The organism is Pseudomonas sp. JQ36 (genome assembly GCF_053851495.1).
Window position 1 is genome coordinate 1,137,137 of record NZ_CM132642.1, and the last position, 26,689, is coordinate 1,163,825.

A 26,689-nucleotide genomic window follows, 5' to 3' on the forward strand; every position below is an offset into this window, starting at 1 on the left:
TAAGGGATTAGCATCATGGTGGAAACTCTTCCGGCAGCAGATTACATCGAGTTCGCGCGCCCGTTTCCAATGCATCGTGGAGGTGTACTGGAAGATTTCAGGCTGACGTATGAGACGTTCGGGCAACTGAATGATCGTCGCGACAACATCGTCCTGGTGCTGCCCGGCATGTCCGCCAACAGCCACGTCTGCAGTGTCGCCCGCGATCCTGAGGCGGGCTGGTGGGAGGACTTTGCAGGTTCAGGCAAGCCGATCGATACAGACCGCTGGTATGTGATCTGTTTCAACTACCTGGGTGGTTGCAAGGGCTCGACGGGGCCGCTGTCCACCGAGCGGGCGAGTGGCAGGCCTTACCAGTCGCGCTTTCCCGAGCTGAGCATCGAAGACATCGTCGACACGATCGTCATGGCCGTGAAAGCGCTGGGCATGGCGCAAGTGACCTGCCTGATCGGCGCTTCGATGGGTGGCATGTGTGCGCTGGCCCTGTTGACCCGGCATCCGGGGTTTGTCCGGCATCACATCAACCTGTGCGGCGCGGCCAGTTCGCTTCCCGTGTCCACAGCCTTGCGTTCATTGCAGCGGGAAGCCATCCGCAGTGATCCGCTGTGGGCCGGTGGCGAGTATTCGCCGGATGCGCGCCCGATCCATGGCATGACGCTGGCTCGCAAGATCGGCCTGTTGAGTTATCGCTCCGGCGCGCAATTGAATCGCCGTTTCAGCCGCAGCGATCAGGCGGCGGGGAAATCCGTCGGCATGACCCACGACTTTGAAGTCGAGGATTATCTGCAGGCCAATGCCTGGCGATTCGCACGGGATTTCGACCCCAACAGTTATCTGCAGCTAAGCCGCGCGATTGATCTTTATGCCTGTCTGACGCCGCCGCAGGGCGGTTTTCAGACTGCCGGGCTGGAGCAGGTTCTGGTGGTCGGCGTCGAGAGCGACACGCTGTTTCCTGTCGCGCAACAGCAGCACATCGCTCAAGGGCTCGAACAGGATGGTGCCGAGGTGACCTTTGTCCGGCTCGATTGCCCGGACGGACACGACGCCTTTCTGACCGATCTGCGGGCGTTCGGGCCGCTGCTGGAACATTTCATGAATCGTATTGGTTCCGTCCTCCCTGCGGGCAGGGCGGAGCGTTGTCTGGAGTTGCACGATGAACGATTTTGACAAGGTTGCATTGGTGACCGGTGCCAACCGTGGCATCGGTTTCGAGGTGGCGCGACAACTGGCCGCCGAGGGCGTGACGGTGGTGCTCAGTGGCAGGAATTATCAGGCTGTCGCTCAGGCGGCCGATGAGCTGACCGGCATGGGCCTGAAGGCGTTCCCGTGCCTGCTGGATGTCACGGATGAAGACAGCATCGCCTCGGCGGTCAAATTGCTGGAGGCGAAGTTTGGTCGACTGGATATCCTGATCAATAACGCCGCGATCCGTATCGAATCCTACGGGTTGAACCCTTCGCAACAACCACTTCAACAGTGGCGCCAGACGTTTGAAACCAACCTGTTCGGCATGGTCGCGGTGACCCAGCATTGTCTGCCGCTGATTCGCCAGTCTGCGGCCGGACGCATCGTCAACGTATCCAGTCTGCTGGCATCGCTCACCACCCATACGGACGTCGATTCCTACGCCTATTCACCGATGTTCAAATCCTTGCCGGGCTACAGCGCCAGTAAAAGCGGGGTGAATTCGTGGACGGTTCACCTGGCTTACGAACTGCGCGACACGCCCGTCAAGGTCAATGCCGTGCACCCCGGTTACACCAAAACCGGCATGAATGACGGCGCCGGTGATCTCGATGTGCAGGAAGGCGCGCGAACCAGTGTCGCGCTGGCGCTGATCGGTGCCGATGGCCCCACGGGCACTTACCGCCATCAGGATCGCGTGATTCCCTGGTGAGTCGTTGCTGTTTTTCTGCTTTTAACTGTTCAGTAGAAAGGATTCTTCATGATTAAGCTTGCACTCGTCACCGATAAGCCGAACCTGCACATTGACTACGACATGCCGCCATTGCTGGAAGCCTGCAAGCAACTGTCGATCAACGCCGATGTGTGCTTCTGGGACGATCCGTCAGTCGATTGGGCGGCGTATACCGCCGTATTGATCCGTTCACCGTGGGACTGCATTGAAAACCTCGAGGAATTTTTTGCCTGGTGCGACAAGGTGCATGCACTGACCTGCCTGTTGAACGTGCCCTCCGTGGCCCGGTGGGGTTTGAACAAGTTGTACCTGAAGGACATTGCTGCGCGCGGCGTGCCGATTATTCCCAGTGTGTTCCTGGCGCCCGACGATGCCCCCGAGGGTTATCTGGCTGACTTCCTCGACGCGAACACCGACAGCCACGAATTTGTCGTCAAACCGACGATCGGCTCGTATTCGCGCGGGGTGAAACGGTTTGTCCGCGGCGGTTCCGAGGCCGCGCTGGCGCACATTCGCGCGCTGCAACAGCGCGGTTCGCACGTGATCATCCAGCCGTACATCACCACCATCGACACTTACGGCGAGACGGACCTGACCTTCTTCGATAACACCTTCAGCCATTCCATCCGCAAGGGTGCCATGCTCATGGCGGACGGTACGGTGAATGTGCCGACCCCCGAATTTCGCCAGCCGCGCGAGGCGGATGCCGAGGAGCAGGCGGTGGCGCTATCGGCGCTGGTGGCTTCTGCCGAGGTGCTCGGGCTTGAGCTGCCGTTGCTCTACGGCAGGGTCGACGTGATCCGCGACTATGACGGTCGGCCGATGATCATGGAGATGGAGATTTGCGAACCGTCGCTCAACCTGCCGTTTCGCGCCGACAGTGCGATGAACCTGATCAAGGGCGTGCTCAAGCGCATCGACCGGCACCTGGTCGATCTCTGACAACCTCCGCGAACGCCAGTAAACAAGCCCGACAGCATTGCCGGGCTTTTTTTGTGCGCGCGATTATTCGACTATGGGCGTTTTCCGATGGCACAAGGAACAGGCGTCATGACCAAGACAGCCGCGCGGGTCAACATTGTCGACACTCAGGTGTTGTCCCACGACTGGTATCTGTTGCAGAAAATCACCTTCGACTATTTGCGCAACAACGGTGACTGGCAGCGGCAGACTCGCGAAGTCTACGACCGTGGCAATGGCGCGGCGATCCTGTTGTTCAACCGCGAAAAGCGCACGGTGGTGCTGACCCGCCAATTCCGCTTGCCGGTGTTCGTCAACGGCCACGACGGCTTGTTGATCGAAGTGGCGGCGGGGCTGCTGGAAGGTGCGGCGCCGGAACAGCGGATCCGCGACGAGGCCGAAGAGGAAACCGGTTACCGCGTGCATGACGTGAAGAAGGTCTTCGAGGCCTACATGAGCCCCGGCTCGGTGACCGAGAAACTGCACTTTTTTATCGCCGAATACGACGCGAAGTCGAAGGTCAGCGAGGGCGGCGGCCTGGAAGAAGAAACCGAAGAACTGGAAGTGCTGGAGTGGCGCTTTGATGAGGCACTGGCGGCGTTCCGGCGTGGCGAGATCTGCGACGCCAAGACCATCATGCTGTTGCAGTATGCGGCGATGAATAATCTTTTCGACAGCTGATTCAGCGCCAATCCATTGTGGCGAGGGAGCTTGCTCCCGCTGGGCTGCGCAGCGGCCCCAGGTTTTTGCCAGTGCTGCGCACTGGAGCGGGAGCAAGCTCCCTCGCCACACATATGGCATTTACAGGGTTAAAACAGGTCGCCTGTTCTACCGACATCAGACCAGTCACCACCCTCCAGCACCAGCAACCGCTCTTTGGCCTCAAGCCCGCCCGCAAACCCGGTCAACTTCCCCGACGCGCCGATCACCCGATGACACGGCGCCACAATCGAAATCGGATTGCGCCCGTTCGCCGCGCCCACCGCACGCACCGCCGTCGGGTTGCCGATCTGCTCGGCGATCTGACTGTAAGTGCGGGTTTGGCCAAACGGAATGGTCAGCAGCGCCGCCCAGACCTTCTTCTGAAATTCGGTGCCGACAAAGTCCAGCTCCAGATCGAAACGATCACGGCGGCCGGCAAAATATTCTTCAAGCTGCTGCGCGGCTTGCAGAAGCAGCGGATTGTCCGGCGCTTCCGTCATCGGCCCGAGGCGTACCCGGCCCGGTTTGTCGTTTTCCCAGAGGATGGCCGCCAGTCGTGCGCCGTTCGCCACCAGCTTCAATTCGCCGACCGGTGAGGGCAGGGTGATGAACGTGTAAGACATGGTCAGAACTCCGGATCGGTACGGCGAGAGCGCTCAGCATACTGCCTGAGCGGGGAGGCGCAAATCGCAATAGCGACCATACTGCTTGGTGCTTTTGCTGCGTTCCCCTCTGCTCTGCACAGAACCCGAAAACAAAAAAGAGATCGACTCATGAAGTACGAACCTTTGGCCAAAACGCTGATCGCGACGTCACTGGCACTGAGCTGCCTCATGGCCCACGCTGCTTCCGTGGCCCCGGTCGCCGCCGAAAACGGCATGGTGGTCACCGCTCAACACCTGGCCTCGCATGTCGGCGTCGATGTGTTGAAAAACGGCGGTAATGCGGTGGATGCGGCGGTCGCTGTGGGCTATGCGCTGGCGGTGGTGTATCCCGCAGCGGGCAACCTCGGCGGTGGCGGTTTCATGACCATTCAACTGGCGGACGGGCGCAAGACGTTCCTCGACTTCCGCGAAAAAGCCCCGCTGGCGGCGACCGCCAACATGTACCTGGACAAGGACGGTAACGTCGTCCCGGATCTGAGCACCCGTGGTCACCTCGCCGTGGCAGTGCCGGGCACCGTGTCGGGCATGGAGCTGGCGCTGAGCAAGTACGGCACCAAACCGCGCAAGGACATGATCGCTCCGGCGATCAAACTGGCTGAGGACGGTTTCGAACTGGAGCAGGGCGACGTCGATCTGCTGGACTACGCCACCGATGTGTTCAAGAAGGACATGCGCGATTCCGGCTCGATCTTCCTGCACAACGGCGAGCCGATGCAGGTCGGGCAGAAACTGGTGCAGAAGGATCTGGCGAAAACCCTGCGCACCATCTCGGACAAAGGCGCCGACGGTTTTTACAAGGGCTGGGTGGCCGACGCCATCGTCACATCCAGTCAGGCCAACAAGGGCATCATCACCCAGGCCGACCTCGACAAATACAAGACCCGCGAACTGGCCCCGGTGGAGTGCGATTACCGTGGCTACCATGTGGTCTCGGCACCACCGCCAAGCTCCGGCGGGGTGGTGATCTGCGAGATCATGAATATTCTCGAAGGCTATCCGATGAAGGATCTGGGCTTCCATTCGGCCCAGGGCATGCACTATCAGATCGAAGCGATGCGTCATGCCTATGTGGATCGCAACAGCTATCTGGGCGACCCGGATTTTGTGAAAAATCCGATCGAGCACCTGCTGGACAAGAACTACGCCACCACGCTGCGTAACGCGATCCAGCCGCAGAAGGCCGGGATCTCCGCCGAGCTGAAACCCGGCGTCGCCCCGCATGAAGGCAACAACACCACGCACTATTCGATCGTCGACAAGTGGGGCAACGCAGTGTCGGTGACTTACACCCTCAACGACTGGTTCGGCGCCGGGGTGATGGCGAGCAAGACCGGGGTGATCCTCAACGACGAGATGGACGACTTCACCTCCAAGGTCGGCGTGCCGAACATGTACGGTCTGGTGCAGGGCGAGGCCAACGCCATCGCCCCGGGCAAAACCCCGCTGTCGTCGATGAGCCCGACCATCGTCACCAAGGACGGCAAAGTGGTGATGGTGGTCGGTACGCCGGGTGGCAGCCGCATCATCACCGCGACCTTGCTGACCATGCTCAACGTCATCGACTACGGCATGGGCCTGCAGGAAGCGGTCGACGCGCCGCGTTTCCATCAGCAATGGATGCCTGAGGAAACCAACCTTGAAGACTTCGCCGCCAGCCCGGATACCAGGAAGATCCTCGAGAGCTGGGGCCACAAGTTTGCCGGGCCGCAGGACGCCAACCACATCGCCGCGATTCTGGTCGGCGCGCCGTCGCTGGGCGGTAAACCGGTGGGCAAGAACCGTTTCTACGGGGCCAACGATCCACGGCGTAACACCGGGTTGTCATTGGGTTATTGAGCGGCGTAAAAAGGGCGGCGGGGCTTGGCTCCGCCCCCCTGTCTCAAGGATCGATCAAGGAAGGCCCATCATGTCTAGCGCATTGCTGATCATCGACGTCCAACAGGCTCTCTGCTCGGGCGAGTATCAGTGCTTCGACATCCACCGTGTGATCGACACCATTAACCAGCTCAGCACGCGCGCGCGCAAGGCGGGCGTGCGGGTGGTGCTGATTCAGCATGAGGAAAAGGACAGCCCGCTAGCCCATGGGGCCGAAGGTTGGCAACTCGCCGCCGGCCTGCTGACGACCGCCGAAGACCGGCGCGTACGCAAAACCACCCCAGATTCGTTTTATCAGACCGAGCTGGGCAAGCTGCTGCCCAGCGAAGACTTCGAACGTCTGATCATCTGCGGCCTGCAGACCGACTACTGCGTCAACGCCACCGTACGCCAGGCCCATCAGTTGGGTTACGACGTCGTGCTCGTGGCTGACGCCCATTCCACCGTGGACAACGGCAACATGAGCGCCGAAGACATCATCGCCGAACACAACAAGGACCTGGCGCACCTGACCGGCGCCATGGCCCGGGTCGACGTCAAACCCGCAGCCGAGATCATTTTCTAAACCAGCGAATCCCCCAGTGGGAGCGAGCTTGCTCGCGAAAGCGGTGAGTCTGTGACGCATGTGTGGGCTGACCCGACGCCTTCGCGGGCAAGCCCGCTCCCACAATGGTTGATGGTGTTCACAGATTTCCATGTCCAGCATGAGTTCCCTGTGGTGAGCGAGCTCGCTCGCGCTGGGCTGCGGAGCGGCCCTCACACCTCAAGTCGCAAACAGAACCCCACGAATCTCCCCAACCCGCGGGGCCACGACGCCCTCCAGCACCAACCGCGTAATGGTCTCGGCTGCCGTCGCGTAATCCTCATCCTGCGGTACTTCGCGCCCGGTGATGCAGCCTATCTGCCAGCCAATGTTGGTGTAGGTGCGGGTTGCCGACCAGATGAACAGCATCAGGTGTTCCGGGTCCACCGGGGCCAGCAGGCCGCGGTCTATCCAGCTGCGCAGGCATTCGACGTTGCGTCGGGCTTCGGCGTGCAGCAGGTCGCGGCATTCGTCTGGTAACTGGCGCCCGCCGAGCAGCAGCTCGCCGCTGAATACCTTGGCAATCGCCGGGTGTTCACGGGCGATGCGGATGCGCGCGGCGATGTAGGCGCGCAGGCCGATCATGGGATCGTCGCTTTCGCGCAACGCCGCTGAGGCTTCCAGCAGCGGTTCGACAAACTCCAGCAGAACCTTGGAATAGAGGTTTTCCTTGGTCTGGAAGTAGTAATACAGGTTGGCCTTGGGCACGCCGGCGCGGGCGGCGATGTCGCGGGTCTGGGTCGCGTCGAAGCCGTTGGCGGCGAATTCTTCGCTGGCGGCAGCGAGGATCCGTTGCTCGTTGCGTACGCGGATGGCGCTCATGGGAACACGGTGTGAATAGAAGGCATGGGCAGATTCGGGCAAAAGTCGGTTTCGCAATATACAAAACTATATAGCGATGAGACCAGCTAACTGCTCGACTCGTGTCAGGGCCGACTGATTTTTTGTGTAAATTTTCCGATTCAGTCTTTCCTCTGGCGAGCGCTCTCTCTAGAATCCGCCCGGCCTTCGCAATGGAGGCTCTTTGATATCATTTGGCTGGGTTCACATAGGGAAGACAACATGCAATTCGGGAAAATCCTGGCGCTGGGCCTGGTGCTTGCGCTCGGTGGCTGTGCCAGTTTCACCAAAGACGAGGTCGCGCCGGTCAAGCTGCCATCGATGGCCAGCTACGCCAACAAACCCAATGTCTATGTGGACTTCGACTTCTATCAGGGCGAGCCGAAAAGCGCTTCGGCCGTAGAAGTGCCGCAGGCGCGTGACCAGCTCAAGCCTGAGCTGCAAAAGATTCTGAGCGATTCGGGCCTGTTCGGCCGCGTCACCCTGGACGAGTTCCAGAAGCAGCCGGGCGACTACAGCCTGCGTCTGAAAATGTACAACCATCCGCCGAATGCCGGTTCGATGGTGTTGGGTTTCATCAGTGGTTTCAGCCTGGGGGTGATCCCGGCATACGGCACCGATCAGTACACCATGAGCCTCGAAGCCGTGGACGGAACGGGTCAGGCCCTGACCACCGCGAGCAACCATGATGCGGTCGGTACCTGGATCGGTATCTGGTTCATCCCGCTGATGGGCAACACCCCGAAGGCGGCGGTCAACGACACCTTCGCCCGTCAGGTCAACGCGCTGCTCAAGCAGATGATCGACAACAACAACCTGAAATACTCGGCACTCGAGCCCCGTACTCCGCGGGCCTGATGCCAAAAAAAGAGCCGCAATCGCGGCTCTTTTTTTGCCCTTACTTCAGGGCCTGGATGAACTGAGGATCGCTGTACAGTTCCTTCAGCAGATCGCGCAGCATCGGGTTATAGGCGTTGACCGCGTTCGGAATCGCAATGAAACCAAAGAAGCTGCTGCTCCACTGGCTGCTGACATGCTTGGTCGCGTCGTAAACCACGTTCTGCCCATTAAGCAGGGTGAAGCGTGCAGCGAGTTCGCCATCGCCCGTGCCCATGCCGGCCGACAGGTTGTTCTTCACCACCAGCACTTTCAACTGACGCTGAGCCTGCGGATCAAGCAGACCGGCCTTGCGCAGTTCTTCGGTGATCGCGTCCTGGATGTGCGCCGGGATGCTGCCGGATGGCGAGCGCACCGGATTGGCCCGCACAGTCAACGAACCTTCGCCAGACTCGGCAGTTACCTGAGGATTGCTGATCGCCTGCAGGGGCGGGGTCTGCTTGAGCTTCTGGACGTTCTCGTAGCTCGGCTCATAGCGGGTCATGGTCATGCCACAACCTTGCAGCAGCACGGCCAGCATCGGGATCAACAACAAAGACTTGTTCACGGCGTTTCCTTGCGTGAGGAATAAGGGGGGCGAATTATGGGCAGAGTGCCATCATTGAGCAACCGACTTCACCCGTGAAGCGCTCAGTGCTTCAACAGATTCTCGATCTGCGCCAGTTCCCAGGTACTGAGCAGATTCACCGGGTCGGTGCCGTAACGGCTGTTGAATTGCCATTCGCGGCCATCCGGGCAGCGGCACTGTTCACAGTGATGCAAGTGCCCACCCTCAAAATCCAGCAACAGGCGCCAGCCCTCGATATCGACCGCGACCAGTCCGGCATCACTGGGTGTCTCGGATCTGTTGAACATCAGCACACCCAGCGCAGCCTCGCGCAAGCGCTGGCAAACGTCGCGGGCGGTCAGCAGTGCAGTCATGGTCGTACTCGATGGGGGCAGAAGCGCGTCAGGATAAATCGCGCGTCGACGGGTGTCAGCGATCACTGGCCCGATTCCGAACTATTCCGTAACATTCGCACCCCTCATTTTCGCGAACATCCGCGGCCACCCCTCGTGGGCCGCTCAGTCAGGTAAGCCATGAAACCGAAACGTCTGCGCGCCGATGTCCTGGCCGGACTCACCACCTCGTTTGCCCTGTTGCCCGAATGCATTGCGTTCGCGCTGGTGGCGCATCTCAATCCGCTGATGGGCCTGTACGGCGCCTTCATCATTTGTACGCTGACGGCGTTGTTCGGCGGCCGGCCGGGAATGGTCTCCGGGGCGGCGGGCTCGATGGCGGTGGTAATCGTCGCGCTGGTGGTGCAGCACGGTGTGCAGTACTTGCTGGCAACGGTGTTGCTCGGTGGTTTGATCATGATGGCGTTCGGCTTGTTGCGCCTGGGCAAACTGGTGCGCATGGTGCCGCACCCGGTGATGCTCGGTTTCGTCAACGGCCTGGCGATCATCATTGCACTGGCGCAACTGGAGCATTTCAAGAGCGGCGAACACTGGCTCAGCGGCATGCCGCTGTACCTGATGACCGGGCTGGTGCTGCTGACCATGGCCATCGTCTACATCCTGCCGCGCCTGACCCGCGCGGTGCCGCCGGCATTGGTGGCGATCCTCGGCGTGGGCCTGCTGGTCTACCTGTTCGGCCTGCCGACGCGCACCCTCGGCGACATGGCGCACATCGCCGGCGGTCTGCCGAGCTTCGCGCTGCCGGACATCCCGTGGACGCTGGAAACCCTGCGCATCATCGCCCCGTACGCGATTCTGATGGCACTGGTCGGCCTGCTGGAAACCCTGCTGACCCTGAACCTCACCGACGAAATCACTGAAACCCGCGGCTACCCGGATCGCGAGTGCGTGGCGCTGGGCGCGGCGAACGTGGTCTCCGGCGCGTTCGGTGGCATGGGCGGTTGCGCGATGATCGGCCAGACCGTGATCAACCTCAGCTCTGGCGGCCGCGGGCGTTTGTCCGGGGTGGTGGCGGGGGTGCTGATTCTGCTGTTCATCCTGTTTCTGTCTCCGCTGATCGAGCGTATTCCGCTGGCGGCACTGGTGGGGGTGATGTTCGTGGTCTCGCAGCAAACCTTTGCCTGGGCGTCGTTGCGGGTGTTGAACAAAGTGCCGCTCAACGATGTGCTGGTGATCATCGCCGTGACCACGATCACCGTGTTCACCGATCTGGCCACCGCCGTGCTCTGCGGGATTATCATCGCCGCGCTGAATTTCGCCTGGCAGCAGGCCCGCGAGTTGTACGCCGATGAGCATCTGGAAGCCGACGGCAGCAAGCTCTACCGCCTGCACGGCACGCTGTTTTTCGCCTCGACCACGCCGTTCCTCAACCAGTTCGACCCGGCCAATGACCCGGCCCGGGTGACCCTGGACTGCCGGCATTTGAGCTTCGTCGATTACTCGGCGATTGCCGCGTTGAAGACCCTGCGCGAGCGTTACGAAAAGGCGGGCAAGGAGCTGCAGGTGTTTCATCTGTCCGAGCGCTGCAAGAAGCTGTTGAAACGCGCCGGCGTCGAACACCACTGATTGCAGTTGTGGGAGCGGGCTTGCTCGCGAAGGCGGTATGTCGGTGAAACGGTATCGACTGCCATTACGCCTTCGCGAGCAAGCCCGCTCCGACAGCGGCGATGCCAAAGATCACTATCGGGAAAATTTCTTCGCCCCGGCCACACAAAGAATCACGCCCACCGTCACCACCAGCATGCCGATGCTGACTTGCTCATGCAGCAACGTCGCTGCCAGCGCCAGGCCGAAAAACGGTTGCAGCAACTGCAGTTGACCAACCGCGGCAATCCCGCCCTGGGCCAGACCGCGATACCAGAACACGAACGCGATCAGCATGCTGAACAGCGAAACGTAGCCCAGACAGACCCATGCCGACACGCTGATGCCGCTGAAGGATGGTGGGGCCAGCCACAGGCTCGCAATTGCCATCGGGGGCAGCGACAAGACCAGCGCCCAACAGATCACCTGCCAGCCACCCAGGGTGCGCGACAGTTTTGCGCCTTCGGCATAACCCAGACCACAGACCAGAATCGAGGCCAGCATCAGCAGGTCACCGGTGGGCGAGGCGGACAATCCCTGTGACAAGGCGAACCCCACCACCAGAGCACTGCCGAGGATCGAGAAGAACCAGAATACCGGGCGGGGACGCTCGCCACCGCGCAACACGCCAAACAGCGCAGTGGCCAATGGCAGCAAGCCGACAAAGACGATCGAATGCGCCGATGTCACGTGCTGCAATGCCAACGCGGTCAGCAGCGGGAAGCCGAGCACGACGCCCAATGCCACGATCAACAACGAAAACCACTGATCCCTGGACGGTCGCCGCTCACGGAACAACCACAACAGGGCAACGGCCAGGACGCCGGCAATGGCGGCGCGCGCGACGGTGAGAAACACCGGGTCAAACTCCAGCACTGCCAGACGCGTAGCCGGAAGCGAGCCGCTGAAGCACACCACGCCAATAAAGCCATTGATCCAGCCGCTGGTTTTTTCCAGTGCCGGGTTGCTCACGTTTGAAGTCCTTTCCATACGATTCACACTCATTGTGGGTTGCTTTGAGATAATCCTATGATCGAGAATCAGGACAATCAAAAAATTGTCATGGATACATCCCGACATGTCCCGCTCTCGTTACAAGACCCTCGTCGACACTTACGCCGCCGACATTCGCACCGGACGTCTGGCGCCCGGCACCCGCCTGCCGACGCACCGGCAACTGGCCACGCAGGAAGGGCTGGCACTGGTCACGGCCTCGCGGGTGTACGCCGAACTCGAAGCCATGGGGCTGGTCAGCGGCGAAACCGGGCGCGGCACCTTCGTGCGCGAAACCTCGTTGTCGCCGGGGCAGGGCATCGACCAGAAAGACGTGGCCGTCGGCATGATCGACCTCAATTTCAACTACCCGTCCTTGCCCGGTCAGACGCAATTGTTGCGCACCGCACTGCGCCAGTTGGCGTTGTCGGGAGATCTGGAAGCGTTGTTGCGCTATCAGCCCCATGCCGGCCGGGCCCACGAACGGGCTTCGGTCGCGCGCCATTTGCTCAGTCGCGGTGTCAACGTCGACGCCGAGCAAGTGCTGCTGGTCAACGGCGCCCAGCAGGGGCTGGCGGTGACGCTGATGGCGTTGCTCAAGCCCGGCGATGTGATCGCCGCCGATGCGTTGACCTATTCCGGGTTCAAAGTGCTGGCCGAGGCGTTGCATCTGGAAGTGGTGGCGATCCCGGTCAACGAGCAGGGGCCGGATCTGGCCGCGCTGGAAAAACTCTGCCGCAGTCGCTCGGTGCGTGCGGTGTACAGCATGCCGACGCTGCACAACCCGCTTGGTTGGGTGATGCCTATCGAGCAGCGCGAAGAATTGGCTGCCATCGCGCGACGGCATGATCTGACCCTTATTGAAGACGCGGCCTACGCTTTTCTGGTGGAAGACCCGCCGCGTCCTCTGATCGACCTGGCGCCTGAGCGCACGGTGTACGTCTCGGGCCTTTCGAAGAACATCGCCACCGGCCTGCGCGTCGGTTTCATTGCTGCGCCTGCGGCCCACGTTCCTGCGTTGGAGCGGGTGATCCGCGCAACCACCTGGAACACCCCGGGACTGATGACCGCGATTGTCTGTGGCTGGCTCGACGACGGCACCGTGATCGAGCTGGAAGCGCAAAAACGCCACGATGCTCAGGCGCGCCAGGCGCTGGCTGCCGAGTTGCTCAAAGGGTTGCCGTGCGTCGCCCATCCGAACTCGTATTTCCTGTGGCTGCCCTTGCCGGAAGACGTGCGTGCCGATCAGATTGTGGTGGAGCTGATGCAGAAGCAGATTTCGGTCACCACCGCCGAGCCGTTCGCCGTATCGGCGCATGTGCCGCATGCCATTCGACTGGCCCTGGGTTCGGTGGAAATGGATGTATTGCGGCAGGCCTTGACCACCGTCAGGAAGGTCATTGCCGCTTACCTGTAAAACGAGGCCCGGGGGGACAGATGTTACCCTTGCGCAGCCAGATTCAAGCCGTTCCGGAACCTTAGATGAAAAACACCGTTGCACTCTTGCTTGCCTTGACCGCCACCGCCGTACTGTTCAGCTCGACCACCCGCGCCGCAGGCGATCCGCAAGCCGGCGAAAAGATCTTCCCGCGCCTGTGCGGCGGCTGCCACCAGGTTGGCCCGGATGCGCGTTCGGGATTCGGCCCACAACTCAACGGCATTATCGGTCGAGCCGCTGGGACCTCGGCCAATTACGTGTATTCCGAGGCGATGAAAAACTCGGGCAAGACCTGGGACCGAGAAACGCTGACCGCGTATCTGAAAGATCCAAAGGACGTGGTGCCGGGCACACGAATGATTTTCTGGGGGCTGAGTGATGAGGAGAAGATCGATAATTTGTTGGCGTATCTGCAGCAGTTCCCCAATTAAAGATTTTGCTCGGTCGGCCCGGCAAACCAGGCCAACGGCATTTGCGAAGTCAAAGAGGGCCGATCAAGCCACCTGATTGCGGCCCGCCGCTTTCGCCTGATACAACTGCTGGTCGGCACGTTTGATCAGCATTGTGTGGCTGTTGTCCGCCGGGTCGGCCAGCGCGACGCCAATGCTCACCGTGACCTGGCCGATGTCAGCAAAGTGCGCCTGGGCCACGGCGGTACGGATTTTTTCCGCGACCACCTCCGGTGTATCAGGCTGGGCGACTTCCGGTAGCAATACGGCGAACTCCTCGCCGCCGTAACGGGCGACGAAATCGGTGGCACGCACGCTGACCTGAATGAGTTGCGCCAATTGCTGCAGCACGTCGTCGCCAATCGCGTGGCCGTAGGTGTCGTTGATGCGCTTGAAGTGATCGGCGTCGATCAGCAGCAGGGCAAACGGTCGCCCGGTGCGGCGGAACAGCAGGCTGTATTCGCTAAGTTTTTCATCGAAGCGGCGGCGGTTGTAGACACCGGTCAGGGCATCGTGGGTCGCCAGGTTCAACAGTTCGGCATTGGCTTGCATAAGAGCGGCGGTGCGCTGGGCGACGGTGGCTTCCAGCGAGGCGTTGGCTTCCTGCAGTTCGCGCTCCTTGGCCAGCAGCGACTGGGTCATGGCGTCGATCGACTGCCCAAGCTGAGCGATTTCCCGCACCGGGTGCTGCAGCGGGAAGTGTGCACCGGGCTGCTGGTTCTGCACCTGTTTGGCCGAGTGCGCGAGTTGCTCGATCGGCCGGCTCAGATACTGCGCCAGATAGTACGCCACCAGCCCGAATGCCACGGCGGCGGCCACACCCAGCAACAACAATTTATAGAGCAGCAGGCGCGCCGGCTCCAGAGCGGTGTCCAGTGGCTGGCGCACGGCAATCGACCAGGACAGCGCAGTACTCGAAGGCGTCGGTACGGTGACCATGCTGGTCAGGTAACCGTTGCCGACCGACCAGCCCGGCAACTTCGACACATTCACCGCCAGTTGTTGGCCCATCAATGCTTCCGGGTACAGCACCTTACCGTCATGATCGATGATCAGCGCTTCGATATCCGGCGATGCATTTTTATGTGAGAACGCTGCCGATTCGACGATACGCGTCACCCAGCTCCAGTGCGCGTGCGCCCCCAGCACGCCAACCACCTGGCCGTCGGCGTTGCGGATCGGGGCGGCGAAATCGATGAACCGCAGCGGTTCGCCGTTGGGCGTTCCCGGCAGCAGTTTGGCCAGCAACACCGCTTCGTGCGGGTCACCGGTGTACTCACCCCGCAGGCCAGCCTGGAACCATGGCCGCTGCTGTACCGATTGCCCGACCAGCAAATTGTTGACCGCTTGATGCACATGGCCGTCGGCATCGGTCACGCCCATCCACGCATACTCGGCCCGGGCCTGGGTGCGCAGTTGCATCGATTTGAGAATTGCCGGGTTGTCGAGATCGCCGCGCTCCAGATGCGGCGCACGGCTGAGCAGGTAAACCTCGAGCTGGCGTTCGCGCAACTGGTCACCGAGCAGCGTCGCCGCCGAACGCGCGGTATTGAGCAATGAATTGCCGCTGACCTGTTTCGTCTGTTCGGTGGCGATATGACCGACATATAAGCCGACGCTCACCAGGGTCAGCAGGGACAAACCGGCGAACCAGAGGGTCAGGTGGCTTCGCAGACTGGCTTTGAGCATGGGCAGGCAAATTCTGTTTGGACGTTGTGGCCGCATGGTATGCGCATTAAGCGTCGGGCTGCCAGTCGGTCGCTTCGGATAAGCACCGTCGGAAGTTTCGCCAATGCTCTGCGTGGCAAGATCGTTTCCGACGCGAGTTGTTGAAAAGAACCACGGCTGCAAACGACGAAATGAAAAAGCCCGGCTGATCAGGCCGGGCTTTCTTTGACTGCTTCAGAACCGTTGTTTCAGGCATTGCGGCTTTCGATCAGACGATCCGAGCCACCTTCAGCAACGCGGCGCTCCAGCAGACGATCCGAGCCACCTTCGGCAACGCGGCGCTCCATCAGACGATCCGAGCCACCTTCGGCAACGCGGCGTTCCAGCAGACGATCCGAGCCACCTTCGGCCACGCGGCGCTCCATCAGACGATCCGAACCACCTTCAGCCACGCGGCGCTCCATCAGACGATCCGAACCACCTTCAGCGACGCGACGTTCCTGCAGACGATCCGAACCACCTTCGGCAACACGGCGTTCCAGCAGACGATCCGAGCCACCTTCAGCGACACGGCGCTCCAGCAGACGATCCGAGCCACCTTCGGCAACGCGGCGTTCCAGCAAACGATCAGAACCACCTTCAGCCAGACGGCTTTCAATCAACTTGTCCGAGCCGCCTTCAGCGACCAGGGTGTGAGCGGGTGTTGCTGCAAAAGCGTTAACTGCAAGAACCGAGAAAGCGATGCCGAGGATGGTTTGGCGTTTCATGATCGTGTGCTCCGGGGTGTATTGGGTTGGTATGGAGCTGATGTTACGCCGCGGATTTTTTATGAGAACTTCATTGGCGTGATGGTGACTATCGACGCCAGCGATGTAAGCCGGAACGCCTGATTCAGAGCTTCTGCACCCGAATGCATAGCTCGCCGGTGGCGCGGGTCAGGGCCAGATCATGCAGTGCGTCGTGGGTCAGACCCTGCCGAGCCTTGGCCAGCCAGACCGGGCAATTCGGGTCGCGGCGATGCGGCGCGAAGTCGGCGTACTGGCGCAGCAGGCGGGTCTGCAATTCATCCAGGCGCGGACGAATCTGCTTGGCCAGATCCGGTCGCGGGGTGTCTGGCGCCACACCAGCCGCTTGCCATTGCGCGAGCAATCCGTACTGCACCAGTTTGTTCGCTTCCATTTGTGCAGCGATCAACTGGGCGACGTCTTCGGGGTCGAGCTGGTATTCGGTCGCCAAAGTGCGGGCATTGGCGATGACCTGGGCTTCGCGCGGGCTGTCCTGAATCGGCTTGCCACTGTCCCATTTGGTCAGGGCGACGAGGTCGCCGATGTTCAGGCGTTCGTTCAGGGTGGTCAGCAAAGGACGCAATGCTTCGGAGGAAGCAGGGGGCTCGTCGGCGTGCGCCATGTGACTGAAAAGAACCAGCAGGGAACAGGTCAGAGCATTTCGCAACGGAGTCATGGGCAGGCGCGTTCCACAAAAAATAGTGCCGACATTTAAGCCTTGAGCAGAGGCGATGTCGACCGACTTTATCCCGCCCATCTAGCGTAATATCCCTCGCATCTCCCACCCCGAGAACGATCCTCAATGCAAACCCCCAGCACCATCAAACCGCTCTGGCAAACCTACCTGTTGTTCCTTGCGCCGATGGTGTTGTCCAACTTCCTGCAATCGATGTCGGGCACGGTCAACAGCATCTACATCGGGCAGATGCTCGGTACGCAGGCGCTGGCGGCGGTGTCGGGGATGTTTCCGGTGATCTTTTTCTTCATCGCGCTGGTGATCGGCCTGGGCGCGGGCGCCGGGGTGTTGATCGGTCAGGCGTGGGGCGCACGCGAGGCACACATGGTCAAGGCGATCGCCGGGGCAACGCTGTTGCTGGGGGTGTTGATCGGTTTGCTGGCGGCGGTACTCGGCAGCGTGTTTGCGCGGCAGGCCTTGCAAGGGCTGGGGACGCCGGCGGATGTCCTGGACGACGCAGTGGCGTATGCGCACGTGATGATGTGGATTCTGCCATCGATGCTGGTGTTTGTGCTGTTCACGCAATTGCTGCGCGGGGTCAGCGATACCGTGTCGCCACTGTTGGCGCTGATCGTGTCGACCTCGGTCGGGCTGGCACTGACCCCGGCGTTGATTCGCGGCTGGTTCGGTCTGCCGCAGTTGGGCATTCAGAGCGCCGCCTACGCGGGTCTGGCCGGTAACCTGTCGGCAATGGCATGGCTGGCGTGGCGGCTGATTCGCAACAAACATCCGCTGGCGCCGGACCGCGAGTTCTTCGCGGCACTGCGGCTGGACGCGGCGATTCTCGGCAAAGTGCTGCGCATCGGCCTGCCGACCGGGGTGCAGATGATTGTGTTGTCGCTGTCGGAGCTGGTGATTCTGGCGCTGGTCAACCAGCACGGCTCGCAGGCGACAGCGGCCTATGGCGCGGTGACGCAGATCGTCAACTACGTGCAGTTTCCGGCGCTGTCGATCGCGATCACCGCATCGATTCTTGGCGCGCAGGCCATTGGTGCCGGGCAACTGCAGCGCCTGGCAGCGATCCTGCGCACCGGGCTGGTGATCAACGTGGGCCTGACCGGCGGTTTGATCGTGCTCGGTTACCTGTTGTCGCACTGGTTGCTGGGATTGTTCCTGACCGAAGATTCGACCCGGGCGATGGCTGAGCACTTGCTGCACATCATGTTGTGGAGCCTGTTGGTGTTCGGTTTCCAGGCGATCATCGGCGGCATCATGCGCGCCAGCGGAACGGTGCTGGTGCCGGTCATTATTGCGATTGTCTGCGTGGTCGGCGTGCAGTTGCCGGCGGCTTACTGGCTGGATGGGCAGTACGGCCTGCAAGGCGTGTGGATGGCGTTCCCGGTGGCGTATCTGGGCATGCTGGTGTTGCAGACGCTGTATTACAAACTGGTCTGGCAGCATCAGAAGATCGAGCGGCTGGTCTGACGAACAAAGAGGGTCGTCCCGGGGGTGGCCCTTTTTCGTGTCGCTGGCATTGTCGATCAAAGCGTCGTAGCTTACCCGCCATAACAATAAGGATGCTTGAGGGTATCGATGGGAGCGTTCCGTCTGTTGCTGGCCGTTCTGGTCGCCGTTTCTCATATGGGCAAGACGGTCGCAGGGTTCAATCCGGGAGTGGTCGCGGTCATCTCCTTTCTGATCATCAGCGGGTTTGTCATGACTTCGCTGATCGAGCGCAACTACAGTGTCCCCGGGAAAATCGGCCTGTTCTACGTGGACAGGGCCTTGCGGTTGTACCCGCAGTTCCTGTTCTACTTCCTCCTCTCTTGTACGGTGATCCATTTCCTTCTGCCCGGCACTCCTCAGGCGGCGGAGCTGACGCTCAAAACGATCGCCAGCAGCGTGCTCATGCTGCCGCTCGGCTTCTACATGTTCGGAGTGGCGGGAACCGAAATCGTCCCCCCGGCCTGGTCGCTCGGCCTGGAGATGTGTTTCTACCTGGTGATCCCGTTCCTGCTGATTTTCAAGCTGCGGGGCGCTGCATTTGTGCTCTCGCTCGGCATTTTCATGCTGGCGTGTCTGGGTTACCTCAACACGGATGTCTACGGTTACCGGTTGCTGCCCGGGGTACTTTTTATCTTCCTGTGCGGCAGTTATCTGTATCGGTCTCAGGCCAAAGGAGTGGCAATCGCCGCTGGTACAGCGGTGCTGGCAGGGTTGCTCTTCGTCGCGATCATGGCGGGGCTGATCGAACGTCGCCCGTTCAACGCGGAGGTGAGCCTGGGTATCGCGTTGGGCATCCCTGCGGTGTATCTGCTGACTCGCTTCAAATATCACCGGGTTGACGAGTTTCTCGGCAACATCAGTTACGGAGTGTTCCTCAATCATTTTGTGGTGATGTATTTTTTGCGCGGTTTCTGGCCGGTTGCCTACGACAACCACATCGTGGTGGCGGTGCTGGTGCTGGCCTTTGCGTTGAGCGGGGTTTCCTACTACTGCGTCGAACGCCCGGCGTTGAAGCTGCGTCATCGGCTGCGTCGCGGGCAGCGGCAGAGCGTTCAAGCCCAAGGCGTCGAGACGCCGGCCTGAACCACACCGGCAGACAAATGACATGGCGCATTCGCCGGTTGTTTGCTTAAGTCAGTCGAGGCCTCGAAGGTTTGCCCTGTCCGGAGAATCCCATGCGTGCCCGATTCACCACTGTGGCACTGTTCACCGGCCTGTGCGTCATGACCTGCGCGCAGGCCGCTGAATACAATCGCGTCAACACTACCGCCAGCAGGATCAGCTTCATTTACAAGCAATTCGGCAATCAGGTTTATGGCACCTTCGGCAAGTTCGACGCGACACTGCAGTTCGACAGCGACAACCTCGCCGGCGCCCACACCACGCTGCACATCGACCTGGCCAGCATCAATGCCGGCAGCGACGACGCCAATACCGAGCTGGTGAAACCGGCGTGGTTCGATACCCAGCGCTTTCCCGAAGCGGTGTTCGTATCCAGCCGTTTTACCCGCGTGGCAGACAATCACTATCTGGTCGCCGGCCAGCTTACCGTCAAAGGCATCACCCGCGAGGTGCAGGTGCCGGTCGAGCTGAAACCGGACAGCGCGATCGGCATTTTCGACGGCGAACTGGTGCTCAAGCGCAACGAATTCGGACTTGGTGCGGGGGAGTGGGCGGACACAGTGGTATCCAACGATATTGCCATCACCTTCAAGGTGGTGGCGCCACAACAGTGACGCCACCGCTGGCAATCAATACGCGCGCCAGTGTCCCGGCGCCCAGCGCCACTCACGTCCATCCCAACGATAGTGACCGGCGACCCAGTGATAACCGGGCGCTGGCATGACCGGCACGACTTCCACCGGCGGCGGTGGCCGATGCGGCCGTACCGGTTCGACAATGCAGCCCGACAGGGTGATCGCGACCAGTGAGGCGGCGAGCAGGGTTTTCAAGGTTCGTGACATGGTGGTGTTCCCGATAGATGAAGTTGGCAGGCGAGGCGGTTTCAACGGGCCCAGTGACCTTCGATCCAGTACCAGTTCGGTCCGCGTGCCTGCCAGTGGCCTGGTCGCCAGTGCGCGCCGTACCTCACCGGTTGCCAGTGGCCGGGCAGCCACACGTACCCGCGTCCTTCCCAGCGCCAGTGACCCTGATCCCAGACATAACCGGGACGCGGCCCGGGCATCACTTCCATGCGCATCGGCGGCGGGGCTTGCTGGACGATCACCACCTGCTGGGCAAACGCTGGCGCACTGGCCAGCGCCGCCAGTGTCACAGGCACCAGCAACAGGGTTTTTCGCCATTTGAACAGTGAACGCAAAACGCTCATGACAACTCCTCAAGGCCTGCGTGAAAAAAGTGAACGCAGCTGGAGAATTGGACGCCAAATCGACGAAAGATCCGGTCCACTCAGGATGAAATTTTCTTCAGGTCAACCACCATCCTCTCTGTAGGAGCTGCCGAAGGCTGCGATCTTTTGGTTTTTTAGACACAAGATCAAAAGATCGCAGCCTGCGGCAGCTCCTACATAAAGCATGCGTAGGGACGGGGTATGATGTCGCGGTTTTCCGCCGGAGTTCAGCTGTCATGCCACGCATCACCCACTACAAATCCCCATGCCCCGAAAGCGTCAACAGCCAGATTCTGCAACTGGTGGTCGATTACCTCACCGACATCAGCGCGGTCGGTCTTGGCCCGAGCAATCTGCTGTACAACGTCTATCAGTACGCGGTCGGCTATGAGGTGCATCTGTATCTGGAAGCGCTGAACGGCGAGAAGGGCACCGAGGTGGAGTTGCTGGTGGCGACGGCCGAGGACGACCCGGAACGGGTTACTGGTTTCCTCTTGTACCTGCCGGTGCAAGGCGACTGGGAAGCGTGCAGCGTCGCCTATATGGCGGTGCGCGAAGGCTATCGGCGCCAAGGGGTGGCGCGGGCGATGATTGGCGAGATGGTGGCGCGTTATCCGCATGCCGAACTCACCTGCAGCGTCGGCAAGGTGCCGTACTTCGAGGCGCTGGGCTTCGAGGTGATCGGCGCGCGCGAAACCCAGGTGCTGATGAGCACCCGGCATTACCGCAGCAACGGCCTGCGCGGTTTCATCGACACCACGCCGATCTATCGCTCGCTGGAAGTGCAGCAGATCCACACCTACCTGCTGCAGAAAAACGGCAAGCGCGCGATGCTCGATGCCGAAAAACAGCGCGACCGGCATCTGGATCAAACTACCCGTCACGTCGAAGAATTTGTCCGTCAGCGCCTGACGCTGCACTGAGTCCGGAGCAAAAAACGGACAAAAAAAGAGCCTCAAGGCTCTTTGATGGGGAGAAGTAGAGCCCATGAGGCTCAAGCTGCGCATGAAACAGGGAACAGGCTTGATTTGGGGTTCAGAACACCCGTTCCCTACGCAGTCGCTCAGGAGTCAAGCGCCTGCGTACCTTCATCATGGGAACGCGCGGAGGCTGACTCAAGTACCGCTAGTCGCACGGGCGGCGGCCCGTTCCACCATCGCGATGATGGTGGCGAACAATTCGTCCTTCGCTTGCCCGGCACTGATTTCAGCGCTGGCGGCAGCATTCGACAATGCCTCGGCAGCACCGAGCATCGCGCGCAAACCGGCCTGGGTGATTTCCCCGCCAGCAGCCAGCGGTTGCAGCACACTGCGGCACTTTTCGAGGAAGATTGCCTCGTAGTCGCGCTTGATCTTTTCCAGCTCCGGAGTGCTGCCCAGCGCTGCAATGACCCCCGGAATCTCATTGCCCTGCAATAACACGCAATCGACGTACGCGGTGGCGATCACCGTCGCGGTGTCGATCAGCGTTGGCGGGCACCGGTCGATCGCTGCATCCATCACCGCAGTCTGGCGCGTATCGAAGTCGCGATACAGCGCCGCGAGCAAGCCCGAGCGAGTGGTGAAGTGGTCGTAGACCACCGGTTTGGTGACCCCGGCCTTGTCCGCCAGATAACCCAGGGTCAGCGCATCGGTGCCCTCGGCCCGAATGATCTGCCAGGCGACGTCGAGCAACTGGCGGTTGCGATCTTCGCGCGACAGGCGACGTCGTGGTTGGGCAGGGGGATCGGCTTCGGTCATTTCTTTGGTTGACATCGCTTATATACCAAACGTAACTTACTGTTCGTAACTTACCAAGAGTATATAGCCCTTGGTCAGCGCAAACTTACAGGAGAATGACCATGCACGCATTGATTGTTGTGGCGCATCACGAACCGCGTTCGCTGACTCACAGCGTGGCAACGCAGATTGCCGAGGGCTTGACCCGCGCCAACCCTACCAATACCCGGGAAATCGCCGATCTGTACGCCGAGGGATTTCAGCCGGTGTTCGGCGCAGCGGATTTCGCCGTGCATCACCGTGAGGCGCGGCCGCCAGCCGACGTATTGGCGGAACAGGCACGGATAGATCGGGCCGACGCCCTGGTGCTGGTATTCCCGGTGTACTGGTGGTCGATGCCGGCGTTGCTCAAGGGTTGGATTGATCGGGTGTTCAGCAACGGCTGGGCGTTCGATTTCGCTGGCGACCTGAAGCATGTGAAGAAGCTGCAGCGCCTGCGCGTGCATCTGGTCGGCCTTGCAGGGGCCGATGAACGCGCCTACGAACGCCACGGTTATGGCCCGGCGATGAAGGCGCAGATCGAACACGGGATTTTCGATTACAGCGGGGCGACAGTGGTCAGTTCGACGCTGATGGTGGAGTCGGAGGTGCGTGATCCGCAGGAGCATTTGCAGACGGCACGGCACATCGGTGCCCAGATGTTCACCTGAAATCTCACCTCCTGCAGGAGCTGCCGAAAGCTGCGATCTTTTGATCTTCAAAACAGGATCAAAAGATCGCAGCGTGCCGCAGCTCCTACAGGTTTTGTCAGCGCGCGCCGGGCCAGCCGGCCTTGGCGAGGGCGGCGAGCAGCGTTTCCGAATCCAGCCCCGATACCGCATGCCCGTTGCCCTCGGTGCTCTCGCTGGCGAGCAGGGCGTTGATGATCGCTTCTTCGACTGCTTCGGTGGCGGCCAGGAACAGCTCGCTGATGTGGTCATTGTTGACCATGCGCAAGCCGTCGCAGGTCGGCGCGCCTTTGCCCTCGTAGGCGGCGGGCGGCACGTGTTCGTTGCCGGTGGCGAAGGCGATGAAGATGTCACCGCTGTGGTCTTCGTTGCCGCCGCCGCTGCGCGCCAGACCGAGGCTGGCGCGTTGCGCGAGACGCGTGCATTGATGCGGCAGCAGCGGCGCGTCGGTGGCCAGGCAGACCACGATCGAGCCCATGCCCGGATGCGGCAGCGAAGCACGCAGGAACGGCGAATCTACCTGCTCCATGTAGCGCCCCACCGGGTAACCGTCGACCCGCAACTCGCTGCGAATGCCGTGGTTGGCCTGGACGATCGCGCCCACCGTCCAGCCGCCCTGAGCGCTGCTCAAACGCCGGGATGCGCTGCCGATGCCACCCTTGAATTCGTGGCAGATCATGCCGCTGCCGCCACCGACGGCACCTTCTTCAACGGCGCCGTCATGTGCTGAATTCAGCGCCTCGGCGACATGCTCGGGTTTGACGTGAAAACCGTTGATGTCGTTGAGCAAGCCATCGAAGGTTTCCAGCACCACCGGCATGTTCCAGTAGAGGCGCCCGTCGTCCGGTTGCTGCTGGCGATCCAGCGCAATCAACGCATCGCGCACCACGCCGAGGCTGTGGGTGTTGGTGAAGGCGACGGGACTGGTCAGCAGCCCGGCCTCGCGAATCCACTCAAGGCCGGTGGCATCGCCATTGCCATTGAGCACATGCACCCCGGCGAAACACGGTTGCTGGTTGGTCGAGCCGCGACGCGGTTCGATCACTGTGACGCCGGTGCAGATGTCACGTCCGCTGTCGCTGCGACCACGCACGTTACTGTGGCCGACGCGCACGCCGGGAACGTCGGTGATGGCGTTGAGCGGGCCGGGTTGCAACTGGCCGATGCGGATGTTCAGGTCACGGGCACGAGGTTTCATGTTTTGTCTCTCTGTAAAAATCTGAAGGACTCACGGACCTTGTAGGAGTGAGCCTGCTCGCGATTGCGGTGAGCCAATCAACAAAGATGTTGAATTCAAAGACGCCATCGCGAGCAAGCTCGCTCCCACAGGGAAATGTGTTGGGGTTACTGACCGTTCTTGATCTTGCTCCACACCCGCGTGCGCACGCGCTCGATGGCTTTGGGCAGCGGCTCAAGCGTGTACAGGGTGGCCATCGCCGACGCGGACGGATACACCGCCGGGTTATCCCGCGTGGCCGCAGCCACCAGTGGGGTGGCGGCGCGGTTGCCGTTGGGGTACGACAGGTGATCACTGACCGGCGCGATCACTTCCGGGCGCAGCAGGTAGTCGATAAACGCCAGACCCTGAGCGCGGTTCGGCGCATCCTTGAGCAGCACCAGCGTGTCGAACCACACCGGCGCGCCTTCCTTGGGCAGGCTGTAGGCGATCTTCACGCCGTTGTTGGCCTGCTCGGCGTTGGTTTTGGCTTCGAGCATCGCGCCGGACCAGCCGACGGCCACGCAGATGTTGCCGTTGGACAGGTCACTGATGAATTTCGACGAGTTGAAGTAGGCGATGTGCGGGCGCAATTTGAGCAGCAGCGCTTCGGCTTTCTGATAGTCCTCGGGCTTGGTGCTGTTGGGCGGCAGCCCGAGGTAGTGCAGGGCCACCGGGAGCATCTCCGACGGCGAATCGAGCATCGCCACCCCGCACTGGCCAAGCTTGGCGAGGTTCTCTTCCTTGAGCACTAGATCCCACGAATCCAGCGGCGCCTTGTCGCCAAGCGCGGCGCGCACCTTGTCGACGTTGTAGCCGATGCCATTGGTGCCCCACAGGTACGGCACGGCGTATTGATTGCCGGGGTCGTTGTTGGCCAGTTTGCTCAGCAGATCGTTGTCCAGATTCTTCCAGCCCGGCAGTTGATCGCGCGGCAGCGGGGCGAGGGCGCCGGCCTTGATCAGGGTCGGCAGGCTGAAGTTGCTCGCCACCACCACGTCGTAACCGCTGCGGCTGGTCAGCAGTTTGCCTTCGAGCACTTCGGCGCTGTCAAAGGTGTCGTAAACCGGTTGAATGCCGCTATCGCGCTTGAAGTCAGCCAGGGTATTGGGGCCGATGTAGTCGTACCAGTTGTAGACGTGCACGCTCGGTGCGTCGGCGGCACTGGCGACGGATGCGACGCCAAAACAGGCGAGCAGGCCAAGGTGGATGCCCCGGTTGATATAGCCACGACGACAACGCATGATGCGGCACTCCTGGCCTGCGGCAGGCCGGTGATTGACAGGAGTGCTCAGCCTATCGGGGCGGGCGTGCCTGACCCATTCCCATCATGGGTTACTCAAAAGGGGTAGAGCGTGGACGCGTTGTTGCAGGAGTTGCCGGTGCATCAAAGTCTGGCGCGGGTGTTTGCCACGGTTGGGCAGGACGGTTTCTGGCGCGCGCTGGTCGACACGCTGCGCCTGCTGGTGCCGCTGGACAACGCGCTGGTGGCGCTGATGAAGGCGGGGCAGGCACCGCAATTGCTGATCGACTTCGACAGCAAGGGCCGCGCCGACGAGCAGGAAGAACTGGCCAGCTACAGCGCCGGGATGTACCTGCTCGATCCGTTCTACCAAACCGCCTCGACCGGCATCGCCGACGGCCTGCACAGCCTGGCCTCGGTGGCGCCGGACCAGTTTCTGCACAGCGAGTATTACCAGAGCTACTTTCGCTCGGTGGTCGGTGAGGACGAGTTGCAGTTCATGATCAACATCGAGGGCGGGGTGCTTGGCCTGTCACTCGGGCGCTCGACGACTTTCGACCTGGCCGAGCAGGGCCGTCTGCTGTGTGTGCGCGACTGGGTGTTGGCGGCGATGCGTCGCCATGTGCAGTTGTTGCCGCCGCAAGGGACCGGCGTCGAGCCAGTGGCGGGGGATCTTGCGACGCTGCTCGATTGCTTCGATGCACGCCTGACCACCCGTGAAGTCGACACCGCGCGGCTGATTCTGCAAGGCTTTTCCAGCAAGGCCATCGCCCAGCAGATGGGCATCTCGCCGGAGACGGTGAAGGTGCATCGGCGCAATCTCTATCACAAGCTCAATGTGACTGGGCATGGCGAGCTGTTTGCGTTGGTGTTGCGCCCACCCACTGCCTGAACCTGTGGGAACTGGCTTGCCAGCAATGACGGCCTCAAAGTCC

Annotated in this window: 29 protein-coding genes; 16 read left to right on the forward strand and 13 right to left on the reverse strand. The window is 61.2% G+C overall.

Annotation, left to right across the window (positions count from 1 at the left end; translation table 11 throughout):
* The first annotated feature begins 15 nt into the window (after positions 1-15).
* The 4 genes from metX (at position 16) to ACS4NR_RS05130 (ending at position 3,559) form a co-directional block, all read left to right on the forward strand.
* Positions 16-1,167 carry a homoserine O-acetyltransferase MetX gene (gene metX / locus ACS4NR_RS05115; protein WP_456019262.1) on the forward strand — a complete coding sequence of 384 codons (1,152 nt, stop codon included), beginning with the start codon at positions 16-18 and terminating at the stop codon, positions 1,165-1,167.
* Positions 1,154-1,897 (forward strand): SDR family oxidoreductase, encoded by a 744-nt coding sequence (locus tag ACS4NR_RS05120; protein ID WP_096795626.1) that lies wholly within the window; start codon positions 1,154-1,156, stop codon positions 1,895-1,897. Before metX ends, ACS4NR_RS05120 begins: the two co-directional genes overlap by 14 nt.
* A 48-nt stretch (positions 1,898-1,945) precedes the next feature.
* Positions 1,946-2,860 (forward strand): ATP-grasp domain-containing protein, encoded by a 915-nt coding sequence (locus ACS4NR_RS05125; RefSeq protein WP_456019263.1) that lies wholly within the window; start codon positions 1,946-1,948, stop codon positions 2,858-2,860.
* 108 nt (positions 2,861-2,968) lie between these two features.
* Positions 2,969-3,559, forward strand: a complete 591-nt coding sequence (locus tag ACS4NR_RS05130; protein WP_456019264.1) for an NUDIX domain-containing protein — start codon at positions 2,969-2,971, stop codon at positions 3,557-3,559.
* Between the two features lie 128 nt (positions 3,560-3,687).
* Here the strand turns inward: ACS4NR_RS05130 and ACS4NR_RS05135 are convergent, their stop codons facing one another.
* On the reverse strand, positions 3,688-4,203 hold the full coding sequence (locus ACS4NR_RS05135) for a methylated-DNA--[protein]-cysteine S-methyltransferase (RefSeq protein WP_456019265.1): 516 nt from the start codon (positions 4,201-4,203) through the stop codon (positions 3,688-3,690).
* Between the two features lie 150 nt (positions 4,204-4,353).
* On the opposite strand from ACS4NR_RS05135, the gene ggt reads away from it, so the two are divergent.
* Together ggt and ACS4NR_RS05145 are read left to right on the forward strand one after the other, a co-directional pair.
* Complete coding sequence (gene ggt / locus ACS4NR_RS05140) at positions 4,354-6,081, forward strand: gamma-glutamyltransferase (protein ID WP_456019266.1); 1,728 nt, start codon at positions 4,354-4,356, stop codon at positions 6,079-6,081.
* Positions 6,082-6,151: 70 nt separating this feature from the next.
* Positions 6,152-6,685, forward strand: a complete 534-nt coding sequence (locus ACS4NR_RS05145) for a cysteine hydrolase family protein (protein WP_456019267.1) — start codon at positions 6,152-6,154, stop codon at positions 6,683-6,685.
* A gap of 198 nt (positions 6,686-6,883) precedes the next feature.
* Here the strand turns inward: ACS4NR_RS05145 and ACS4NR_RS05150 are convergent, their stop codons facing one another.
* On the reverse strand, positions 6,884-7,525 hold the full coding sequence (locus ACS4NR_RS05150; protein ID WP_456019268.1) for a TetR family transcriptional regulator C-terminal domain-containing protein: 642 nt from the start codon (positions 7,523-7,525) through the stop codon (positions 6,884-6,886).
* 240 nt (positions 7,526-7,765) lie between these two features.
* Here ACS4NR_RS05150 and ACS4NR_RS05155 point away from each other — a divergent pair, with 240 nt between their 5' ends.
* Complete coding sequence (locus tag ACS4NR_RS05155) at positions 7,766-8,401, forward strand: hypothetical protein (RefSeq protein ID WP_095139000.1); 636 nt, start codon at positions 7,766-7,768, stop codon at positions 8,399-8,401.
* A gap of 40 nt (positions 8,402-8,441) precedes the next feature.
* Here the strand turns inward: ACS4NR_RS05155 and ACS4NR_RS05160 are convergent, their stop codons facing one another.
* Together ACS4NR_RS05160 and ACS4NR_RS05165 are read right to left on the reverse strand one after the other, a co-directional pair.
* On the reverse strand, positions 8,442-8,987 hold the full coding sequence (locus tag ACS4NR_RS05160) for a hypothetical protein (RefSeq protein WP_103369579.1): 546 nt from the start codon (positions 8,985-8,987) through the stop codon (positions 8,442-8,444).
* Between the two features lie 83 nt (positions 8,988-9,070).
* Complete coding sequence (locus tag ACS4NR_RS05165; protein ID WP_253149987.1) at positions 9,071-9,361, reverse strand: DUF7693 family protein; 291 nt, start codon at positions 9,359-9,361, stop codon at positions 9,071-9,073.
* A gap of 159 nt (positions 9,362-9,520) precedes the next feature.
* On the opposite strand from ACS4NR_RS05165, the gene ACS4NR_RS05170 reads away from it, so the two are divergent.
* Positions 9,521-10,966 (forward strand): SulP family inorganic anion transporter, encoded by a 1,446-nt coding sequence (locus ACS4NR_RS05170; RefSeq protein WP_456019269.1) that lies wholly within the window; start codon positions 9,521-9,523, stop codon positions 10,964-10,966.
* A 114-nt stretch (positions 10,967-11,080) separates the two neighbouring features.
* Here ACS4NR_RS05170 and ACS4NR_RS05175 read toward each other — a convergent pair whose 3' ends face one another.
* Positions 11,081-11,974: a DMT family transporter gene (locus ACS4NR_RS05175; protein ID WP_096795618.1), complete on the reverse strand. Its 894-nt coding sequence runs from the start codon at positions 11,972-11,974 to the stop codon at positions 11,081-11,083.
* An 88-nt stretch (positions 11,975-12,062) separates the two neighbouring features.
* On the opposite strand from ACS4NR_RS05175, the gene ACS4NR_RS05180 reads away from it, so the two are divergent.
* Together ACS4NR_RS05180 and ACS4NR_RS05185 are read left to right on the forward strand one after the other, a co-directional pair.
* Positions 12,063-13,394 (forward strand): aminotransferase-like domain-containing protein, encoded by a 1,332-nt coding sequence (locus tag ACS4NR_RS05180; RefSeq protein ID WP_096795617.1) that lies wholly within the window; start codon positions 12,063-12,065, stop codon positions 13,392-13,394.
* A gap of 65 nt (positions 13,395-13,459) precedes the next feature.
* Positions 13,460-13,846, forward strand: coding sequence for a c-type cytochrome (locus tag ACS4NR_RS05185; protein ID WP_456019270.1), 387 nt, complete (start codon positions 13,460-13,462; stop codon positions 13,844-13,846).
* Between the two features lie 63 nt (positions 13,847-13,909).
* Here the strand turns inward: ACS4NR_RS05185 and ACS4NR_RS05190 are convergent, their stop codons facing one another.
* The 3 genes from ACS4NR_RS05190 to ACS4NR_RS05200 form a co-directional block, all read right to left on the reverse strand.
* Entirely contained in the window at positions 13,910-15,553 is a 1,644-nt protein-coding gene (locus ACS4NR_RS05190) for a sensor domain-containing diguanylate cyclase (RefSeq protein ID WP_456019271.1), read from the reverse strand.
* Between the two features lie 227 nt (positions 15,554-15,780).
* A complete protein-coding gene (locus tag ACS4NR_RS05195; protein WP_456019272.1) occupies positions 15,781-16,299 on the reverse strand; it encodes a phage infection protein in 519 nt (172 codons plus the stop codon).
* 124 nt (positions 16,300-16,423) lie between these two features.
* Positions 16,424-16,993, reverse strand: a complete 570-nt coding sequence (locus tag ACS4NR_RS05200; protein ID WP_095139018.1) for a chorismate mutase — start codon at positions 16,991-16,993, stop codon at positions 16,424-16,426.
* 126 nt (positions 16,994-17,119) lie between these two features.
* On the opposite strand from ACS4NR_RS05200, the gene ACS4NR_RS05205 reads away from it, so the two are divergent.
* The 3 genes from ACS4NR_RS05205 (at position 17,120) to ACS4NR_RS05215 (ending at position 20,235) form a co-directional block, all read left to right on the forward strand.
* Entirely contained in the window at positions 17,120-18,478 is a 1,359-nt protein-coding gene (locus tag ACS4NR_RS05205; RefSeq protein ID WP_456019273.1) for an MATE family efflux transporter, read from the forward strand.
* A 108-nt stretch (positions 18,479-18,586) separates the two neighbouring features.
* The gene (locus tag ACS4NR_RS05210; RefSeq protein ID WP_456019274.1) at positions 18,587-19,582 is read left to right on the forward strand and encodes an acyltransferase family protein; all 996 of its coding nucleotides are present in this window, start codon (positions 18,587-18,589) and stop codon (positions 19,580-19,582) included.
* Positions 19,583-19,674: 92 nt separating this feature from the next.
* A complete protein-coding gene (locus ACS4NR_RS05215) occupies positions 19,675-20,235 on the forward strand; it encodes a YceI family protein (RefSeq protein ID WP_456019275.1) in 561 nt (186 codons plus the stop codon).
* 15 nt (positions 20,236-20,250) lie between these two features.
* Here ACS4NR_RS05215 and ACS4NR_RS05220 read toward each other — a convergent pair whose 3' ends face one another.
* Both ACS4NR_RS05220 and ACS4NR_RS05225 read right to left on the reverse strand, forming a co-directional pair.
* A complete protein-coding gene (locus ACS4NR_RS05220) occupies positions 20,251-20,463 on the reverse strand; it encodes a YXWGXW repeat-containing protein (protein ID WP_047601629.1) in 213 nt (70 codons plus the stop codon).
* Positions 20,464-20,504: 41 nt separating this feature from the next.
* On the reverse strand, positions 20,505-20,828 hold the full coding sequence (locus ACS4NR_RS05225; protein WP_456019276.1) for a YXWGXW repeat-containing protein: 324 nt from the start codon (positions 20,826-20,828) through the stop codon (positions 20,505-20,507).
* 257 nt (positions 20,829-21,085) lie between these two features.
* On the opposite strand from ACS4NR_RS05225, the gene ACS4NR_RS05230 reads away from it, so the two are divergent.
* Entirely contained in the window at positions 21,086-21,772 is a 687-nt protein-coding gene (locus tag ACS4NR_RS05230; protein WP_456019277.1) for a GNAT family N-acetyltransferase, read from the forward strand.
* Between the two features lie 192 nt (positions 21,773-21,964).
* On the opposite strand, the gene ACS4NR_RS05235 is transcribed toward ACS4NR_RS05230, so the two are convergent.
* Positions 21,965-22,603 carry a TetR/AcrR family transcriptional regulator gene (locus ACS4NR_RS05235; RefSeq protein WP_456019278.1) on the reverse strand — a complete coding sequence of 213 codons (639 nt, stop codon included), beginning with the start codon at positions 22,601-22,603 and terminating at the stop codon, positions 21,965-21,967.
* Between the two features lie 86 nt (positions 22,604-22,689).
* Here ACS4NR_RS05235 and ACS4NR_RS05240 point away from each other — a divergent pair, with 86 nt between their 5' ends.
* Positions 22,690-23,277: an NAD(P)H-dependent oxidoreductase gene (locus tag ACS4NR_RS05240; protein ID WP_095139033.1), complete on the forward strand. Its 588-nt coding sequence runs from the start codon at positions 22,690-22,692 to the stop codon at positions 23,275-23,277.
* Positions 23,278-23,374: 97 nt separating this feature from the next.
* On the opposite strand, the gene ACS4NR_RS05245 is transcribed toward ACS4NR_RS05240, so the two are convergent.
* Positions 23,375-24,493, reverse strand: a complete 1,119-nt coding sequence (locus ACS4NR_RS05245; protein ID WP_456019279.1) for a DmpA family aminopeptidase — start codon at positions 24,491-24,493, stop codon at positions 23,375-23,377.
* A 146-nt stretch (positions 24,494-24,639) separates the two neighbouring features.
* Positions 24,640-25,755 (reverse strand): extracellular solute-binding protein, encoded by a 1,116-nt coding sequence (locus tag ACS4NR_RS05250; RefSeq protein WP_456019280.1) that lies wholly within the window; start codon positions 25,753-25,755, stop codon positions 24,640-24,642.
* Between the two features lie 111 nt (positions 25,756-25,866).
* Between ACS4NR_RS05250 and ACS4NR_RS05255 the strand changes: the two genes are divergently transcribed.
* Positions 25,867-26,646 carry a helix-turn-helix transcriptional regulator gene (locus ACS4NR_RS05255; RefSeq protein WP_456019281.1) on the forward strand — a complete coding sequence of 260 codons (780 nt, stop codon included), beginning with the start codon at positions 25,867-25,869 and terminating at the stop codon, positions 26,644-26,646.
* Positions 26,647-26,689: the final 43 nt, after the last annotated feature.

Excerpts from the sequence above, each read along its gene's own strand:
- metX (WP_456019262.1), top strand. The coding sequence starts at position 16 with ATGGTGGAAACTCTTCCGGCAGCAGATTACATCGAGTTCGCGCGCCCG.
- ACS4NR_RS05120 (WP_096795626.1), top strand. The coding sequence starts at position 1,154 with ATGAACGATTTTGACAAGGTTGCATTGGTGACCGGTGCCAACCGTGGC.
- ACS4NR_RS05125 (WP_456019263.1), top strand. The coding sequence starts at position 1,946 with ATGATTAAGCTTGCACTCGTCACCGATAAGCCGAACCTGCACATTGAC.
- ACS4NR_RS05130 (WP_456019264.1), top strand. The coding sequence starts at position 2,969 with ATGACCAAGACAGCCGCGCGGGTCAACATTGTCGACACTCAGGTGTTG.
- ACS4NR_RS05135 (WP_456019265.1), bottom strand. The coding sequence starts at position 4,203 with ATGTCTTACACGTTCATCACCCTGCCCTCACCGGTCGGCGAATTGAAG.
- ggt (WP_456019266.1), top strand. The coding sequence starts at position 4,354 with ATGAAGTACGAACCTTTGGCCAAAACGCTGATCGCGACGTCACTGGCA.
- ACS4NR_RS05145 (WP_456019267.1), top strand. The coding sequence starts at position 6,152 with ATGTCTAGCGCATTGCTGATCATCGACGTCCAACAGGCTCTCTGCTCG.
- ACS4NR_RS05150 (WP_456019268.1), bottom strand. The coding sequence starts at position 7,525 with ATGAGCGCCATCCGCGTACGCAACGAGCAACGGATCCTCGCTGCCGCC.
- ACS4NR_RS05155 (WP_095139000.1), top strand. The coding sequence starts at position 7,766 with ATGCAATTCGGGAAAATCCTGGCGCTGGGCCTGGTGCTTGCGCTCGGT.
- ACS4NR_RS05165 (WP_253149987.1), bottom strand. The coding sequence starts at position 9,361 with ATGACTGCACTGCTGACCGCCCGCGACGTTTGCCAGCGCTTGCGCGAG.
- ACS4NR_RS05170 (WP_456019269.1), top strand. The coding sequence starts at position 9,521 with ATGAAACCGAAACGTCTGCGCGCCGATGTCCTGGCCGGACTCACCACC.
- ACS4NR_RS05175 (WP_096795618.1), bottom strand. The coding sequence starts at position 11,974 with ATGGAAAGGACTTCAAACGTGAGCAACCCGGCACTGGAAAAAACCAGC.
- ACS4NR_RS05180 (WP_096795617.1), top strand. The coding sequence starts at position 12,063 with ATGTCCCGCTCTCGTTACAAGACCCTCGTCGACACTTACGCCGCCGAC.
- ACS4NR_RS05185 (WP_456019270.1), top strand. The coding sequence starts at position 13,460 with ATGAAAAACACCGTTGCACTCTTGCTTGCCTTGACCGCCACCGCCGTA.
- ACS4NR_RS05190 (WP_456019271.1), bottom strand. The coding sequence starts at position 15,553 with ATGCTCAAAGCCAGTCTGCGAAGCCACCTGACCCTCTGGTTCGCCGGT.
- ACS4NR_RS05195 (WP_456019272.1), bottom strand. The coding sequence starts at position 16,299 with ATGAAACGCCAAACCATCCTCGGCATCGCTTTCTCGGTTCTTGCAGTT.
- ACS4NR_RS05200 (WP_095139018.1), bottom strand. The coding sequence starts at position 16,993 with ATGACTCCGTTGCGAAATGCTCTGACCTGTTCCCTGCTGGTTCTTTTC.
- ACS4NR_RS05205 (WP_456019273.1), top strand. The coding sequence starts at position 17,120 with ATGCAAACCCCCAGCACCATCAAACCGCTCTGGCAAACCTACCTGTTG.
- ACS4NR_RS05210 (WP_456019274.1), top strand. The coding sequence starts at position 18,587 with ATGGGAGCGTTCCGTCTGTTGCTGGCCGTTCTGGTCGCCGTTTCTCAT.
- ACS4NR_RS05215 (WP_456019275.1), top strand. The coding sequence starts at position 19,675 with ATGCGTGCCCGATTCACCACTGTGGCACTGTTCACCGGCCTGTGCGTC.
- ACS4NR_RS05220 (WP_047601629.1), bottom strand. The coding sequence starts at position 20,463 with ATGTCACGAACCTTGAAAACCCTGCTCGCCGCCTCACTGGTCGCGATC.
- ACS4NR_RS05225 (WP_456019276.1), bottom strand. The coding sequence starts at position 20,828 with ATGAGCGTTTTGCGTTCACTGTTCAAATGGCGAAAAACCCTGTTGCTG.
- ACS4NR_RS05230 (WP_456019277.1), top strand. The coding sequence starts at position 21,086 with ATGCCACGCATCACCCACTACAAATCCCCATGCCCCGAAAGCGTCAAC.
- ACS4NR_RS05235 (WP_456019278.1), bottom strand. The coding sequence starts at position 22,603 with ATGTCAACCAAAGAAATGACCGAAGCCGATCCCCCTGCCCAACCACGA.
- ACS4NR_RS05240 (WP_095139033.1), top strand. The coding sequence starts at position 22,690 with ATGCACGCATTGATTGTTGTGGCGCATCACGAACCGCGTTCGCTGACT.
- ACS4NR_RS05245 (WP_456019279.1), bottom strand. The coding sequence starts at position 24,493 with ATGAAACCTCGTGCCCGTGACCTGAACATCCGCATCGGCCAGTTGCAA.
- ACS4NR_RS05250 (WP_456019280.1), bottom strand. The coding sequence starts at position 25,755 with ATGCGTTGTCGTCGTGGCTATATCAACCGGGGCATCCACCTTGGCCTG.